The 16,486-nt window shown below is 55.9% G+C and carries 15 protein-coding genes; 6 read left to right on the top strand and 9 right to left on the bottom strand.

Going from position 1 to position 16,486, the window contains the following annotated elements:
- Positions 1–77: 77 nt before the first annotated feature.
- Both PAG01S_RS21705 and mgtE read left to right on the top strand, forming a co-directional pair.
- Positions 78–263: a YfgG family protein gene (locus PAG01S_RS21705; RefSeq protein ID WP_010671331.1), complete on the top strand. Its 186-nt coding sequence runs from the start codon at positions 78–80 to the stop codon at positions 261–263.
- Positions 264–403: 140 nt separating this feature from the next.
- A complete protein-coding gene (mgtE, locus tag PAG01S_RS11985) occupies positions 404–1,837 on the top strand; it encodes a magnesium transporter (protein WP_062758804.1) in 1,434 nt (477 codons plus the stop codon).
- Between the two features lie 3 nt (positions 1,838–1,840).
- Here mgtE and PAG01S_RS11990 read toward each other — a convergent pair whose 3' ends face one another.
- Positions 1,841–2,338, bottom strand: coding sequence for a helix-turn-helix transcriptional regulator (locus PAG01S_RS11990; protein WP_062758807.1), 498 nt, complete (start codon positions 2,336–2,338; stop codon positions 1,841–1,843).
- Between the two features lie 20 nt (positions 2,339–2,358).
- A complete protein-coding gene (locus PAG01S_RS11995) occupies positions 2,359–2,604 on the bottom strand; it encodes a hypothetical protein (RefSeq protein ID WP_010671328.1) in 246 nt (81 codons plus the stop codon).
- 193 nt (positions 2,605–2,797) lie between these two features.
- Between PAG01S_RS11995 and PAG01S_RS12000 the strand changes: the two genes are divergently transcribed.
- The gene (locus PAG01S_RS12000; RefSeq protein WP_022624131.1) at positions 2,798–2,977 is read left to right on the top strand and encodes a GDFGVC terminal motif YodC-like protein; all 180 of its coding nucleotides are present in this window, start codon (positions 2,798–2,800) and stop codon (positions 2,975–2,977) included.
- Between the two features lie 30 nt (positions 2,978–3,007).
- Here the strand turns inward: PAG01S_RS12000 and PAG01S_RS12005 are convergent, their stop codons facing one another.
- From PAG01S_RS12005 to guaB, 3 genes are all read right to left on the bottom strand, one after another.
- Positions 3,008–3,781, bottom strand: a complete 774-nt coding sequence (locus PAG01S_RS12005; RefSeq protein WP_062758809.1) for a DUF3750 domain-containing protein — start codon at positions 3,779–3,781, stop codon at positions 3,008–3,010.
- A gap of 309 nt (positions 3,782–4,090) precedes the next feature.
- On the bottom strand, positions 4,091–5,671 hold the full coding sequence (gene guaA / locus PAG01S_RS12010; RefSeq protein ID WP_010671325.1) for a glutamine-hydrolyzing GMP synthase: 1,581 nt from the start codon (positions 5,669–5,671) through the stop codon (positions 4,091–4,093).
- Positions 5,672–5,739: 68 nt separating this feature from the next.
- Positions 5,740–7,206 (bottom strand): IMP dehydrogenase, encoded by a 1,467-nt coding sequence (gene guaB, locus PAG01S_RS12015; RefSeq protein ID WP_010671324.1) that lies wholly within the window; start codon positions 7,204–7,206, stop codon positions 5,740–5,742.
- Positions 7,207–7,374: 168 nt separating this feature from the next.
- Between guaB and xseA the strand changes: the two genes are divergently transcribed.
- From xseA to PAG01S_RS12030, 3 genes are all read left to right on the top strand, one after another.
- A complete protein-coding gene (gene xseA / locus PAG01S_RS12020) occupies positions 7,375–8,748 on the top strand; it encodes an exodeoxyribonuclease VII large subunit (protein ID WP_033758621.1) in 1,374 nt (457 codons plus the stop codon).
- A 446-nt stretch (positions 8,749–9,194) separates the two neighbouring features.
- Entirely contained in the window at positions 9,195–10,208 is a 1,014-nt protein-coding gene (locus PAG01S_RS12025) for a M4 family metallopeptidase (protein WP_062758811.1), read from the top strand.
- Entirely contained in the window at positions 10,205–10,537 is a 333-nt protein-coding gene (locus tag PAG01S_RS12030; protein WP_060680735.1) for a protealysin inhibitor emfourin, read from the top strand. The genes PAG01S_RS12025 and PAG01S_RS12030 overlap by 4 nt, the downstream gene beginning before the upstream one ends.
- Positions 10,538–10,582: 45 nt before the next feature.
- Here PAG01S_RS12030 and PAG01S_RS12035 read toward each other — a convergent pair whose 3' ends face one another.
- The 4 genes from PAG01S_RS12035 to bamB all read right to left on the bottom strand — a co-directional run bounded on the left by PAG01S_RS12035 (position 10,583) and on the right by bamB (position 16,467).
- Positions 10,583–13,024: a glucose/quinate/shikimate family membrane-bound PQQ-dependent dehydrogenase gene (locus PAG01S_RS12035; RefSeq protein ID WP_010257526.1), complete on the bottom strand. Its 2,442-nt coding sequence runs from the start codon at positions 13,022–13,024 to the stop codon at positions 10,583–10,585.
- A gap of 312 nt (positions 13,025–13,336) precedes the next feature.
- On the bottom strand, positions 13,337–13,558 hold the full coding sequence (locus PAG01S_RS21710; RefSeq protein ID WP_010257531.1) for a zinc ribbon domain-containing protein: 222 nt from the start codon (positions 13,556–13,558) through the stop codon (positions 13,337–13,339).
- A gap of 62 nt (positions 13,559–13,620) precedes the next feature.
- The gene (gene der, locus PAG01S_RS12045; protein ID WP_010257536.1) at positions 13,621–15,111 is read right to left on the bottom strand and encodes a ribosome biogenesis GTPase Der; all 1,491 of its coding nucleotides are present in this window, start codon (positions 15,109–15,111) and stop codon (positions 13,621–13,623) included.
- A gap of 174 nt (positions 15,112–15,285) precedes the next feature.
- Positions 15,286–16,467, bottom strand: coding sequence for an outer membrane protein assembly factor BamB (gene bamB / locus PAG01S_RS12050; RefSeq protein ID WP_062758813.1), 1,182 nt, complete (start codon positions 16,465–16,467; stop codon positions 15,286–15,288).
- Positions 16,468–16,486: the final 19 nt, after the last annotated feature.

A 16,486-nucleotide genomic window follows, 5' to 3' on the forward strand; every position in this document is an offset into this window, starting at 1 on the left:
AGCGATTGATTTCATCAGGCGACTGTGACTAAATATTGCAGTCGCCCCAGATGGGGTCATTACAGGAACCACCCCGCGTGAACAGCGCTATTTCTCCCCGAAGACGTCAAAAAACCGGCACCATGACCCGCATTGTGTTGCTGATTAGTTTTATCATTCTTTTTAGTCGCCTGATTTTTATCCTGCCTGCTGCCTTCGAGCATCATCAGCAACAGAAAGCTATTCCTGAACCGGTTGCCATAACATCAGGCGATACGCGATAGCGAATAACCAATAACGACATTTCGCCTGAAACGCACCTGAAACTTAAATGTTATCCAGCTAACTGGACTCTTTTTTGCATCCCTTTTTCAGGCGAAACGCTACACTTCGTGCTGGTGCTTTCAGACTTAAGGGATCCAATGTGTCTGCCTCTCACTCTCAACGTTTAAGTGAAATACGTCATCGCATTCTGACGCTGCTGCTCAGTGAGCACGATCTGGTTGATGCCCTGCTGGAGAAATCGGGCGAGCTCAATCCTGAACAGCAACGTGAAAATGCGGCCCAGCGTGACGCGCTGGAGCAGGACATTCTGCAACTGCATGCCGCTGACCTCGCGGATATTCTCGAAGCCCTGCCCGAGGAAGAACGTCAGGCGCTGTGGCGGCTGGTGCCGAACGAGCGGCGCGGCCATGTGCTGGTTGAAGCGTCTGAAACGGTCTGGGCCAGCCTCACCGAAGAGATGAGCGACCGCGATATCCTGCGCGCTATCCAGCCGCTGGATATCGACGATCAGGTCTGGCTGGCGCGTTATCTGCCACGTGACCTGACCGGACGCCTGCTGGCAACGGTGGAGCCCGCCCTGCGCGCCCGTATGCTCGATATGGTGCAGCTTGACCGTGACCGCGTAGGCCGGGTAATGGATTTCAATATCCTGACGGTGCGTGAAGATGTCACGCTTGCAACGGTGCAACGCTTTCTGCGCAAGCGCAAAAGCATGCCGGGCGGTACCGATAAACTCTTCATCACCAATAAAGATAATCAGCTGCTGGGCGAGCTGCTGCTGACGGACATCCTGCTTAACAAACCCAAAACCCTGGTGAGCGACGTGATGAACGCCCGCCCTACCACCTTCCAGCTCAATGATAAGGCCGAAGACGCTGCCAGTGCCTTTGAACGTTATAACCTCATTTCAGCCGCCGTCACCGATGCGAAAGGCAAGCTGATTGGCCGCGTGACCATTGAAGACATCATCGATCTGGTGAATGCCGAAAACGAAAGCAATATTCGTAAAATGGGGGGTATCAGCCAAGAAGAGGATGTGTTCGCGCCGGTGCGTAAATCGGTACGTAAACGCTGGGCCTGGCTGGCGATTAACCTCTGCACCGCCTTTGTCGCCTCCCGGGTTATCGGGCTGTTTGAAGGGACGATTTCGCAAATCGTGGCGCTGGCCACGCTGATGCCGATCGTCGCGGGTATCGGCGGCAATACCGGTAATCAGACCATCACCATGATTGTGCGGGCGCTGGCCTTACATCAGGTTGAACCGGGCAACTTTTCGTTTTTGATCGTCCGCGAGCTTGGCGTGGCGCTGATCAACGGCCTGTTCTGGGGCGGCATCATGGGCGGCATCACCTGGATGATGTATGACAATATGGCGCTGGGCGGCGTTATGATGCTGGCCATGGCGCTTAATCTGCTGCTGGCCGCGCTGATGGGCGTGCTGGTGCCGCTGGTCATGACTAAAATGAATCGCGATCCCGCCGTCGGCTCCAGCGTATTGATCACCGCCCTTACCGACACCGGCGGCTTCTTTATTTTCCTGGGGCTGGCGACAATCTTCCTGCTGCCGCACTGATCGTCAGGCTTGCAGGCCGTAACGTTGCAGCGACCCGTTAAGATTGCGCTGCCGCGTTACCTGTGCCAGCTCTCGGGTCGCCGCAGGCAGCGTATAGTTACCACGCTGACTCAGCCACTCCAGCACATCCGCTAAGTGCCAGATGGCGGTTTTACCGTCATGCACCGGCAGCGGAAACGGCGGGCGGTGGCTGAGCATCAGCTTACGCATATTCTGACGCGTCATGCCGATGATCTCCGCCACATCCGTCAATCCCACAAAATCGGGTGCGGCTTCCACCAGCGTGGCCCCCGGTATCGCACGCAGCACATCCTCTTCTGCCTGCTTTAATACATCCGTTGCAGAGTCGGACTCCCGGGTGAACTCCAGTGCAATTCTGCCCGGCATGCCCAGGCCGATTAGCGCATCATCACAGCCTGCCGCTGCCAGCGTTTCCAGCAGTTCATCCACCGGCGCATGCCCTTCCGGCAGGCTGAACCGTAATGTGAAACGATATTCCATATGCTTCTCCTTGTGCTGCATCAGGACTTCAGATAGTGACAGTTGTCGACCACGCGTCGCAGCGCGCGGGCATGCTGATGTGCGTTTTTTGGTGTGCTCCAGATACAGGTCAGACAAAACTCCCCACATCGGCACATCAACAGATTTTTCGGACAGTACATTTTGCCCCAGGCATGATGGCCTCCCGTGACGACCAGCCAGCCATGGGATTCGGCGTAACGTAACGCCGTTTCGATCTCTTTGTTGGGATGCCGCTTCCTTGCCATGTTTTTCCCTATCCTGACGCCGAATTGATGAGTTGTCAACTGACAACCTGATGAAATTATCTTAGTGCGGCTCAGCATGCGCAGACTTTTTCTCGCAGTAAAACAGTCAGGGTATAAACTGGAAAACGTCACACAAAAAACGATCAGCGCCAGAAGTCATCTGGCAGCAGAAGCGATAATCAACGGAGGCAATATGTTTAAAGCAGAGGATTTTGTTCAGTCGAAAACCGGCGGCCCGAAAATGCAGGTGCTGCGCGTAGAAGGCGATACCTTATGGTGTGCACGCGTTGATGATGCGGCGAAAAAAGAGATCGAAGTGAAAGCAGAGAGCGTCAATCTCTATCACGAAGAGGGTGACTTTGGCGTGTGCTGAGGTGAAACGGCCCCTGACGGGGCCAGACTGTCAGGGCTTATCCTGCTGAAGGTTGTCATTTCCCAGGCCGCCAATAAACGGCAGACGCAGCCGGAACGGTGTGAAATCGACTCCCATGTTCAGACCCAGCAGATTGACTTCAAATCCCTCTTCTGCACCCACCGTCACGCCCGCCACGCCCAGAATCGACACCTGCAGGCCGCGCCCGGATGGCGGCAGCCCGACCGGACGCCACAGTGGCCGGTAATCTTTTCCCAGCGCGTTAGCGGGCAGATCAAGCCTTAAAGCGGGTACTTCGCGGCCAATATGCGCCAGGAAGGTGTTGCTGTTTGGTCCAGGCCAGGCGCGATAGGTTGTCGGCCACGGATAGGATTTAATGGCGGCTTCAATCTGCGGGATCATCGCTTCTGCTTCCGGTCCGCGATGTTCCACCAGCAGCCGCGGTTTTGCGCCATACCAGTAGCCATCAGGCAGGTTGGTGTTGCGCCGGACTTTATCGCCGCTGCCCCAGCTAATCACTTCGTAGCGAGTGAAACGCGTTTCACCGGCGCGCTTGAAGATGATCCACGGATGCACCGCCACCGCCCCTTTCCAGCCGTAAGTCGGCGCAGCATAGACCTGTACGATAGCCAGGCTATATAAAGCGCGCGGGTCGGGCGCTATTCCGGCTGAATCGCGCCGGGCCGACCACCAGCCGCCCTGCTCTGTGGTATCGCTGTGACGCGTCGCCTGCGCGATGCTGGCTCCCAGCGATAGCAGCAGTACGGCAACAAAAAACAGGCTGAACACTTTAAGTGAGAGCATGACAACATTCCTGGTGACGTAAGAATCGCGAAACGCCTGTTCAGCAGGCAATTTCAGTAAGCGGCGGCTTTGGGATACAGACAATCGGTGAAAGCGGCGGATAAAAGCGGGACACAACTGACGTCAGTTGCGGGCTTTTACTGCATGGAGGATAGCGTAATTTCCGGCAAAGTGAACAGGAAAACACCAGCGACGGACCTGGATGTGCTGAAAGGTTAAAACAGCGAGTCTGCGCACGGTCAGAGCAATAAAAAAGCCCGCTGAGGAGCGGGCTGCAGACTTATCAGGGATTAACTGGCTGAGGCCAGGTTATTCCCACTCAATCGTCGCTGGTGGCTTACCGCTGATGTCATACACCACGCGGGAGATGCCGTCGACTTCATTGATGATGCGGTTAGAGACACGGCCCAGGAAATCATACGGCAGGTGTGCCCAGTGTGCGGTCATAAAGTCGATGGTTTCCACCGCACGCAGCGAGACAACCCAGTCATATTTACGGCCATCGCCCATCACGCCGACTGAACGTACCGGCAGGAAGACGGTGAACGCCTGGCTGACTTTGTTATAGAGATCCGCTTTATGCAGCTCTTCAATGAAGATGGCATCGGCACGGCGCAGCAGGTCGCAATACTCTTTCTTCACTTCGCCCAGCACGCGCACGCCCAGACCTGGGCCCGGGAACGGATGGCGATAGAGCATGTCGTAAGGCAGGCCCAGCTCCAGACCAATCTTACGCACTTCATCTTTGAACAGCTCACGCAGCGGCTCAACCAGGCCCATCTTCATCTCTTTCGGCAGGCCGCCGACGTTGTGATGCGATTTGATGACGTGCGCCTTACCGGTTGCGGAGGCCGCAGACTCAATAACATCCGGATAGATGGTGCCCTGTGCCAGCCACTTAACGTCCTGCAGCTTCAGCGCTTCTTCGTCGAAGACTTCCACAAAGACGCGACCGATAATTTTACGTTTCGCTTCCGGCTCATTCTCACCTGCCAGCGCGTCGAGGAAGCGCGCTTCGCCTTCAACGTGAATAATGTTGAGGCCGAAGTGGTCGCCAAACATATCCATAACCTGTTGTGCTTCGTTCAGGCGCAGCAGCCCGTTATCTACGAACACGCAGGTCAGACGGTCGCCAATGGCGCGATGCAGCAGCATTGCCGTCACGGAGGAGTCAACACCACCTGACAGGCCGAGGATCACTTTGTCGTTGCCGACCTGCACACGCAGGCGTTCAACCGCATCTTCAATGATTTTGGCTGGCGTCCACAGGGCTTCACATTCACAGATGTCGATAACGAAGCGCTCAAGCATCCGCAGGCCCTGGCGGGTATGGGTCACTTCCGGGTGGAACTGCACGCCGTAGAAACGCTTCTCTTCGTTAGCCATGATGGCGAACGGACAGGTTTCTGTGCTGGCAACGGTCACGAAGTCAGCCGGGATCGCCGTGACTTTGTCGCCGTGGCTCATCCAGACATCCAGCAGCGGTTTGCCAGCGGCGCTGATCGCATCTTCAATATCGCGAACCAGGGCGCTTGGCGTCGTCACTTCAACCTGCGCATAACCAAACTCGCGCTCAGTTGAGCCAGCAACGGTGCCGCCCAGCTGCATCGCCATCGTCTGCATACCGTAGCAGACACCCAGCACCGGCACGCCAGCGCTGAAGACATATTCAGGCGCACGCGGGCTGTTCAGTTCGGTGGTGCTCTCCGGGCCACCGGAAAGGATGATGCCGCTTGGATTGAACTGGCGAATCTGCTCTTCGGTGACATCCCATGCCCAGAGTTCACAGTAAACGCCCAGCTCGCGCACGCGACGTGCAACCAGCTGAGTATATTGTGAGCCGAAATCGAGGATCAGAATGCGATGCTTATGGATATTTTCCGTCGTCATTGAGGGTTTTCCAGAACGGTGACTTAATCAATAAAAGCGCCCGGCTGAAGCCGGGCGGGAAATCGGGATTATGAACCCATGCGATAGTTCGGTGACTCTTTGGTGATGGTCACATCATGCACGTGGCTCTCATTGATGCCGGCGCCGCTGATGCGGACAAACTCCGCCTTAGTGCGCAGGTCATCAATGGTCGGGCAACCGGTCAGGCCCATGCACGAGCGCAGGCCGCCCATCTGCTGATGCACGATCTCTTTCAGACGGCCTTTATAGGCCACGCGACCTTCGATACCTTCCGGCACCAGTTTGTCAGCGGCGTTATCGGTCTGGAAGTAGCGGTCAGAAGAGCCTTTAGACATCGCGCCCAGTGAACCCATACCGCGATAGGATTTGAACGAACGGCCCTGATAGAGTTCGATCTCGCCCGGTGACTCTTCGGTCCCCGCCAGCATCGAACCGACCATGACACAGGACGCACCGGCGGCGATCGCTTTCGCGATGTCACCGGAGAAACGGATACCGCCATCGGCAATCACCGGAATACCGGTGCCTTCCAGCGCGGTGACTGCGTCAGAGACGGCAGTGATCTGCGGAACGCCCACGCCGGTTACGATACGGGTAGTACAGATAGAGCCCGGGCCGATACCCACTTTAACGGCGCTGACGCCTGCCGCAACCAGCGCCAGTGCGCCGGCACCGGTGGCTACGTTGCCGCCGACGATTTCAAGGTCCGGGTATTTGGCACGGGTTTCACGGATACGTGACAGCACGCCTTCAGAATGGCCGTGTGAAGAGTCAATCAGCAGCACGTCAACGCCCGCTGCAACCAGCGCATCGATACGCTCTTCGTTACCTGCACCTGCGCCAACTGCCGCACCGACACGCAGACGGCCCTGCTCATCTTTACAGGCGTTAGGTTTACGTTCAGCTTTCTGGAAATCTTTAACGGTGATCATGCCCAGCAGATGGAAGCTGTCATCTACCACCAGCGCTTTCTCAACGCGCTTTTCATGCATCCTGTGCAGCACCACATCGCGCGCTTCGCCCTCTTTCACCGTCACCAGACGATCTTTCGGGGTCATGACTGCAGAGACAGGCTGTGAAAGGTCAGTGACAAAGCGCACGTCACGACCGGTGATGATACCCACCAGTTCGTTGTCGCGGTTAACTACCGGATAGCCCGCAAAGCCGTTGCGCTCGGTCAGCGCTTTAACGTCAGCCAGTGGGGTGGTTGGCAGGACGGTCTGTGGTTCAGTCACCACGCCGCTTTCATGTTTCTTCACCTTGCGCACTTCGTCCGCCTGGCGTTCGATTGACATATTTTTATGGATGAAGCCAAGGCCGCCTTCCTGTGCCAGCGCAATCGCCAGACCCGACTCGGTCACGGTATCCATGGCAGCGGAGAGCATAGGAATGTTTAAACGGATATTTTTGGTCAGCTGGGTGCTGAGATCGGCCGTATTCGGCAGGACGGTGGAGTGTGCAGGGACGAGCAGAACGTCGTCAAAAGTGAGTGCTTCTTTAGCGATTCTTAACATGGCAATACTCCACCTCGGGTGATTGAGAATAGATAAAATATTGCCGCGGCATTATACAGGCCGTAATCGATTGCCTCCAGCATTATTTACGAAAAACTCTTGATCCGCACTGACAGCCCTGTAGTATCGATGAATTAACCTGCTGATTTGGAATTTGATCTTCGTCACATGTCGCTGCCACCCATCGCCAATATTTTTACCGTCAGCCGTCTCAATACGACAGTGCGTCAGCTGCTGGAGAAAGAGATGGGCCTGGTCTGGATCAGCGCCGAGATCTCCAACTTCACGCAACCGGCATCCGGTCACTGGTACTTCACGCTGAAAGATGATGGCGCTCAGGTTCGCTGTGCTATGTTCCGCAACAGTAACCGACGCGTTACCTTTCGTCCGCAGCATGGTCAGCAGGTGCTGGTTCGCGCCAACATCACTCTCTATGAGCCACGCGGTGACTATCAGCTGATTGCCGAAAGTATGCATCCGGCGGGTGAAGGCTTGCTGCAGCAGCAGTTTGAACTGCTGAAAGCAAAACTGGCCACCGAAGGACTGTTTGATCCGCAGCATAAGCAACCGCTGCCGGAACCGGCGCGTCAGGTCGGGGTAATCACCTCTTCCACCGGCGCGGCGCTGCACGATGTGTTACGCGTGCTGCATCGCCGTGATCCCTCCCTGCCCGTGGTCATCTACCCGACCGTAGTTCAGGGCGTCGATGCGCCAGCGGCTATCGTCCGCGCAATTGAAATCGCCAACCTGCGCAACGAGTGCGACGTCTTAATTGTCGGACGCGGCGGCGGTTCGCTGGAAGATTTGTGGGGCTTTAACGATGAACGCGTGGCGCGCGCCATTTTTGCCAGCCGCATTCCCATCGTCAGCGCGGTGGGTCATGAAACCGATGTCACCATTGCCGACTTCGTTGCCGATTTACGTGCACCCACCCCTTCCGCCGCGGCTGAAATTGTCAGCCGTAACCAGCTGGAGTTACTGCGTCAGTTGCAGTCACAGCAACAGCGGCTGGAGATGGCGATGGATTACTACCTGGCACGTCAGCAGCGGCTTTACTCCCGCCTTGAACATCGTCTGCAACAGCAGCATCCGCAGCTGCGTCTGGCCCGTCAGCAGACCGCCCTGTTCCGCCTGCAGCAGCGACTGGGAGAAGCGATGGAAACCCGCCTGCGTCAGGCCACGCGTCAGCAGGATCGTCTGTCGCATCGACTCAATGCCCAGCAGCCTCAGCAGCGGCTGTTCGATGCGCAAAAACAGCTGCAAAGCTGGCACTACCGCCTGCAGCAGAGCATGACAAAACAGCTGAGCACCAGCAAACAGCACTTTGGTCAGTTGGTGGCGCAACTGGAAGGCGTCAGCCCGCTGGCGACGCTGGCGCGCGGTTTTAGCGTGACCACCGACACCGCCGGACAGGTGGTGAAGAAAACCGCACAGCTCCAGAGCGGCGACCTGCTCCGTACCCGTCTTGATGATGGCTGGGTTGAAAGCCAGGTGACGCAGTTACTGCCTGAGAAAAAGCGCCGCCGCAAAACCGCCTCCTGACTCTGCCCGTCAGCTCACACTTTTACACTTAACGCTGGCCTGACTAATGAGGTCTAACCCGCCTGACGGCTCTATACTTTCTGGCACATTCCCTGTCGCCAGGGCGTTTCAGATGGCTTGCCAACGTTGTTGCCTCAGAAAAGCGCCGCCGCAAAACCGCCTCCTGACTCTGCCCATCAGCTCACACTTTTACACTTAACGCTGGCCTTACTAATGATGTCTAACCCGCCTGACGGGTCTATACTTTCTGGCACATTCCCTGTCGCCAGGGCGTTTCAGATGGCTTGCCAACGTTGTTGTCTCAGAAAAGCGCCGCCGCAAAACCGTCTCCTGACTCTGCCCGTCAGCTCACACTTTTACACTTAACGCTGGCCTCACTAATGAGGTCTAACCAGCCTGACGGGTCTATACTTTCTGGCACATTCCCTGTCGCCAAGGAGTTTCAGATGGCTTATTGCGTTATTCCTCCCTATATCCTTCGCAAAATCATCGCGCACGGTTCCGGCCACCAGCAGGAGCAGGCGCGTCGCACCCTGACACACGTCCAGCACCTGATGGCGGAACACTGGCAAAAGCAGCCGGTGGCAAAAACCGCGGCAGGCGGCCACGTGGATCGTGAAATTTATGATGCGCAAAGTCAGCAGACCCTGCCAGGTAAGCTGATTCGTCAGGAGGGCCAGCCCGGCAATGACGACGTGGCGGCTGAGGAAGCCTGGAACTATCTTGGCGTAACCTATGACTTCTTCTGGCAGGCTTATCAGCGTAATTCGCTGGATAATCAGCGGCTGAAATTGCTCGGTACCGTGCACTACGGTGACAAATACCAGAACGCCTTCTGGAACGGTCAGCAAATGGTATTTGGTGATGGTGACGGCGAAATCTTTAATCGCTTCACCATTGCGATTGACGTTGTGGCGCACGAACTGGCGCATGGCGTGACGGAAAATGAAGCCGGCTTGATCTACTTCGAGCAGGCCGGTGCGCTGAATGAGTCGCTGTCAGATGTGTTTGGCTCGCTGGTGAAACAGTTCAGTAAAAAACAGCGCGCCGATGAGGCGGACTGGATTATCGGCGAAGGCCTGCTGGTAAGCGGCATCAATGGGCGTGGTCTGCGATCGATGTCTGAACCTGGCTCTGCCTATGATGACCCGATGCTGGGCAAAGATCCGCAACCGGCACACATGGATCACTACGTGAAGACACGTGAAGATAATGGCGGGGTTCATATCAACTCCGGCATCCCTAACCGGGCTTTTTATCTGGCAGCAACAGCGCTGGGTGGTTATGCGTGGGAACAGGCGGGATATGCCTGGTACGACACGGTGTGTGACGACGAACTGCCACAGGATGCTGACTTTAAGACCTTTGCCCGCTTCACCGTTCAGCATGGTAAAAAACGGTTTAACGAATCGGTCGGCAGTGCCATTGAACAGGCATGGAAGGAGGTTGGCGTGCTATGAGTGACCTGCCCGAACTCACTGATGACGCCACCATCATCGTCGCGCGTGAAGGCGGCATGGCCTTTATTCCGGGGCTACGCGCCGAACGACGCTTTATGCTGGGCGAGCTGCCGCCGCCAGAAAGAGAGCGCGTCTGCCATGCGCTGCAGCAGGCGATGCCGCTGGGCGAACCTGAGGAGAAAGCCGCGCAGGTGGGCAGTGGCGACCAGCGCTATTTTCGCATCCAGATTCAGTATGCAACCCACCGCGAGGTCGGGACGATAGTGCTGTTGATTCCGGAACAGGTGGCGCCGCCTGAGTTGCAGGCGCTGTGGCGCGACGGTAAATAAGCAAAAAAAAGGGCCGACAATGTCGGCCCTTTTCATTAAGCGTTGTTACTTGCTGTCTGGCAGTGCGTAAGCAATCACATAATCACCACGGTCCGGTGACTGACGTGCGCCACCTGCCGAGATCAGGATGTACTGCTTTCCATCTTTCGGTGAGACGTAGCTCATCGGGCCACCCTGACTGCCCACCGGCAGACGTGCTTTCCACACCTCTTTCCCGGTTGAAGAATCAAAGGCGCGCAGATAGTAATCCTGCGTACCCGCGATGAACACCAGGCCGCCCTGCGTGGCCAGCGTACCGCCCAGCGTTGGCATGCCAACCGGCATTTTCACGCGCATCTTGATACCGAATGGTCCGGTATCCTGCACCGTGCCGACCGGCACCTGCCAGACGATTTTCTGCGTTTTCATGTCAATCGCCGACAGCGTACCAAATGGCGGTTTCTGACATGGGATACCCAGCGGTGACATAAAGCGATTTTTATTCACAGCATATGGCGTGCCTTTTAGCGGAACGGCACCCATACCGGTGTTGATCGCTTCGCCGCCGTTGCTGCCACGCGCAATATTGCTGGTATCAGCCGGGATCATCTGAACCCACAGACCCAGACGCATATCATTGACGAACAACAGGTGGTTGTTCGGATCGACCGACATGCTGCCCCAGTTCATACCGCCCAGCGAACCCGGGAAGCTCAGAGACTTGTCGGTGTCCGGCACGGTGAACAGGCCATCATAGCGCATGGATTTGAAGCCAATGCGGCAGGCCAGCTGATCAAACGGCGTGGCACCCCACATGTCAGACTCTTTCAGCGTCTGGTTGCCAATCTGCGGCATCCCGGTCGAGTGTGGCTGCGTTTTGGTGTACTGCTCGTTCGGGATATGACCCTGCGGCATCGGCAGTTCTTCGACTTTGGTCAGCGGCTTGCCGGTCATACGGTCAAGCACGAAGATCATGCCGGTTTTGCCGCCAATCACTACCGCAGGTGTGGTAGTGCCATCTTTTTGCGGGAAGTCGATCAGGCTTGGCTGCATCGGCAGGTCAAAGTCCCACAGATCGTTATGCACGGTCTGATAAACCCACTTCTCTTTACCGGTCGTGGCATCCAGCGCCAGAACCGATGCGCCATATTTGTGATCCAGTTCAGTACGGTTCGCACCCCAGAGGTCAACCGACGAACTGCCCATTGGAATGAACACGGTGTTCATTGCCGGGTCGTAAGACATCGGTGCCCATGAGTTCGGCGTACTGCGGGTATAATCTTTACCCGGCATCAATATCGCATTCGGGTCAACATTGCCTGGGTCAAACGCCCAGCGCATCTGGCCGGTGATAACGTCAAAGCCACGCAACACGCCACCCGGCATATCCGTCTGCACGTTATCCGCTACGCGACCGCCGACCACCACAGTGGTACCAGCCAGGGTTGGCGCTGAGGTCAGCTGATATTGCGGATCCGGTGCCTTGCCCATGCCCGCTTTGAGATCAACGATGCCGTGATCGCCAAAGTTTTCACAGAACTCACCGTTGTCAGCATTGATCGCAATCAGACGCGCGTCGATGGTGTTCATCAGAATACGACGCTGACAGCTGTCACCGGCTGGCAACACTGCGGCAGTCACAGGTGAAGACCCCGGCTTATCTGGCTGCTGCAGCGGTTTTGTGGCGTCAAAGTAAGCCAGACCACGACAGCGCGGCCAGACTTCCGCTTTGGCATTGATTTCACGTTTCCAGATCTGCTTACCGCTGTTGGCTTCAACGGCGATGACGTTGTTGTGCGGTGTGCAGAGATAAAGGGTATTGCCAATCTGCAACGGTGTCTGCTGATCTTCTGCGCCGTTGCCGGTCGGGCTGACAGGGGTATCACCGGTGCGGAAAGTCCAGGCCACCTGCAGATCTTTCACGTTGTCGCGGGTGATTTGATCCAGCGCCACAAAGCGGCTGCCCTGCGGGGTATTACCGTAGTTATCCCAGTCTTTCTGCTGTTTCGCTTTATCTACCGGGATCAGCGGCAGCTCTTCGCCCGTGCCTGCAACGGTAGGATGTGGCTGGAACATCTGCACCAGCGTAACAACCATGCCTGCCGCCAGCAGCGCAGAGAACGCATAAGAGGGTTTTGCCAGTGAGTGCTTACCTTCATGCTTACGCAGTGAAGGCCAGATCAGGAAGGCAAGCAGCATCAGTCCGGCAGGCACCATCAGGCGTGATACCAGCGGCCAGAACTCCAGGCCCGCGTCGAACAGCGACCAGATCAGGGTGCCGACAAAGACCAGCAGGAACAGAACCACTGCCGAGGATTTGCGACGGAAGAACTGAATTGCGGAGAGTACAGTGACGATACCCGCAATTAAAAAGTACCCGCTGCCACCAAGTGCAACCAGTTTGCCGCCGCCAATTGCAAAAAACAGACCGGTGGCAAGTAGCACCAGTCCGAGCAGCACGGATGCTATTCCCAGCCCCTTTCCGGAGCGGGAGGATGTTTCAGCCATAATACTTACTCTCCTGAATAAACAGAGCACCCGGACAGATGCCATCCGGACTCCGGCGCGTTAAGTCAGTCCGCGCCAGGCACCGCTCGGTTTCAAATCGAATATAAACAGACCCGCGTCCGTGAGATCGAGGGGCCGGAAGAACATGGATGTGGCTTGCCCCTCCCACGACGCGGCAGGATTGTACCACCTGGTACATTACAGAGTGAACATCTACAACTCATTTGTTACGGCGCAATAGCATTTTTGCTACAAAATGAGCCAGTCGTCGCTCTGAATTCTCAGACGTTTTAAGCGTAGCTGAAAGCGGCGTCAGTGACCTGGCGGCTGGAAAAGGACGCGCTTGCGGGAGATAAGGCCATGTCCGTTCCGGCAAAAATAGTCCACCGCGCCGCAGGCTTTGAGCACCTCAAGCGGCTGATGACACGCCGGACAGCAGGGTTGTGCGGGGTAATGCGTACCGCAGGTATTACAGATAAATTCACCGTCACTGAGCGACAGCGGTTGCTGACATTTTTCGCAAATAATAGTCACTATTTTCTCCCTGCTCCGGTTTATTCAGGGCAAAAAAAAGAGGGCCAGATGGCCCTCTATTCTTAACGCTTATTCTTTTTCATATGCGCCAGCAGACGCTTACGTTTACGCTGCTGCGTTGGTGTCAGCAGGTTACGTTTGCCTTCATAAGGGTTATCACCCTCTTTGAACTGAATACGAATTGGCGTTCCCATCACGTTGAGTGATTTACGGAAATAGTTCATCAGGTAGCGTTTGTAAGAATCTGGCAGATCCTTAACCTGATTACCGTGGATTACCACGATAGGCGGGTTATAGCCCCCCGCGTGCGCGTATTTGAGCTTAACGCGACGACTGCGTACCAGCGGTGGCTGGTGATCGTCTGCCGCCATGTTCATGATACGGGTCAGCAGCGAGGTGTTTACACGCTTCGTCGAACAGTCATAGGCTTCAGTGATCGACTCAAACAGATTGCCGACGCCGCTGCCGTGCAGCGCAGAGATAAAGTGGATGCGGGCGAAATCGATAAAGCCCAGACGGTAGTCCAGTGTCTCTTTCACTTCATCACGCACTTCCTGCGACAGGCCATCCCATTTGTTGACCACAATCACCAGCGAACGACCACTGTTGAGAATGAAGCCAAGCAGCGACAGATCCTGATCGGAAATACCGGCATGGGCATCAATCACCAGCATCACCACGTTGGCATCTTCAATCGCCTGCAGCGTCTTGATCACCGAGAATTTCTCTACGGTGTCAGAGATTTTTGCACGCTTACGCACGCCCGCCGTATCGATCAGAACGTATTCACGTCCATCACGCTCCATCGGAATATAGATGCTGTCGCGGGTGGTGCCCGGCATATCGTAGACCACCACGCGGTCTTCACCGAGAATACGGTTGGTAAGCGTTGACTTACCTACGTTAGGACGGCCAACAATCGCCAGTTTGATCGGCAGGCCCGTCGGGTCGAAGTTTTCTTCTTCCTCGGCGGCTTCCTGCTCAGCAATCTCGTCAGCTTCAAGCGCAGCCCAGTACGCCTGGTTCTCTTCTTCTTCCGTGAGCTCGACCGTCTCAACTTTGTCCATCCATGGCAGCAGTGCCTCTTCTATCAGGCTGCTCACACCACGACCATGCGATGCCGCAATGGCGTGTATCTCGCCCAGGCCCAGTGAATAGAAGTCCACAACCGCCTGATCAGGATCCATCCCGTCAGTTTTGTTGGCCACCAGGAAAGTCGCTTTCTGGCGGGAACGGAGATGCTTAGCGATTTGCTGATCGGCGGCCATCATGCCCGCACGCGCATCGACCATAAACAGCACGACATCCGCTTCTTCAATCGCCAGCAGTGACTGCTCGGCCATCCGCGTTTCAACACCCTCTTCGGTGCCGTCGATACCACCGGTATCAATAACAATAAATTCGCGCCCTTCCACTTCGGCGCGACCATATTTGCGATCGCGAGTCAGTCCAGGAAAATCCGCTACCAGCGCATCACGTGTGCGGGTTAAGCGGTTAAATAGCGTAGATTTTCCCACATTGGGACGCCCAACCAGCGCGACCACAGGTACCATAACAAAATGCCTCAATAAATAATTAACCGCCCGAATGGCGTGATTATAACGGCTCTGGCCGTCAAGTTCAGGCTTAAGGCGCAAAGAATACCATGCCTGACTAAAAACGAAACGGCCCCTGATTAAATCAGGAGCCGTCGGAACGGAGGATTTCACCTGCCAGACGTGTACCCGTTAACGGGTAATCGCATAAACCTCACCATCTTTCGACTGGATCAGCAGCTTATCGCTGGCGACCACCGGCTCGGTCTGGAAGCCTGAGCTATCCAGTTTCTGCTGCGCAACAAAACGACCATCCGTGGTGTTCAGCCAGTGCAGATAACCTTCACTGTCGCCGACAACCAGATAGCCGTTGTAGAGCACCGGCGAAGTCAGGTTACGATGCAGCAGATCGCTTTGACGCCAGATGGCGACGCCGCCGTCAGCGTTAAGCGCAATCACACGATCGTCCTGATCGACCAGATAGATGCGGCCGGCATCAACAATCAGATCTTTCACACCGCCAATTTCGCGTTTCCACAAAATCTGGCCGGAACGCAGATCCAGTGCTGTCAGATTGCCGTTATACGCCAGCGCGTAAACCACGCCGTTGACGATAACCGGTGTGGTATCGACATCGTTAAGACGATCGATCTCAGTGGCACCGCTGACCTGGGAAATACGCTGCTGCCAGACCAGTTGTCCCTGGTTCAGCACCACGGCACTGACACGACCATTGTCGCCACCGACAATCGCGCCACCAAAAGCGACAGCCGGAGCAGATTCACCGCGCAGAGACAACGCTGGCATATCCAGGTTAACGCTCCACTTCACGGCACCGCTGCTCTGATCCAGGCCCTGCAACATGCCGTTGCTGGTATGAACCAGCACCAGACCATCGCTGACTACCGGACGTGACAGGGCTTCACCGGCGACTTTCGTCTGCCACGCCAGGCTACCATCACTGCTGTTGAGGGCATAAACCTGGCCGCGCTCGCTGCCAACATAGACCCGATCGCCATCAGCCGTCAGGCCACCTGATAACATGGCTGAGCGATTTTTAGAGAAGAAGCCGGTTTTCTCAGAGAGATCGACTTTCCATTTTTCTTTACCGTCTGCGGCATCGAGCGCTTTGATGATACCAAAGCGGTCGGCAGCATAAACCGTATTATCCTGCCAGGCAGGATGCAGATTTGAGTAGAAATCACCGACACCATCGCCTACCGAGGTGCTCCACACTTTCTGTGGCGTGAACTGATTTTCCACCTTCGGCAACGGGGCCATTTTTACTACATCTTCTTCGCCGCTAAACAGCGAACAACCGCTGAGCAAAGTGACTGAAATCAGTCCCGGCAGCAGGTATTTACGTAATTCCATGCGCTCTCTCTTGACTGGC

Source organism: Pantoea agglomerans NBRC 102470, from assembly GCF_001598475.1.
In the GTDB taxonomy this organism is placed as follows: Bacteria; Pseudomonadota; Gammaproteobacteria; order Enterobacterales; family Enterobacteriaceae; genus Pantoea; species Pantoea agglomerans.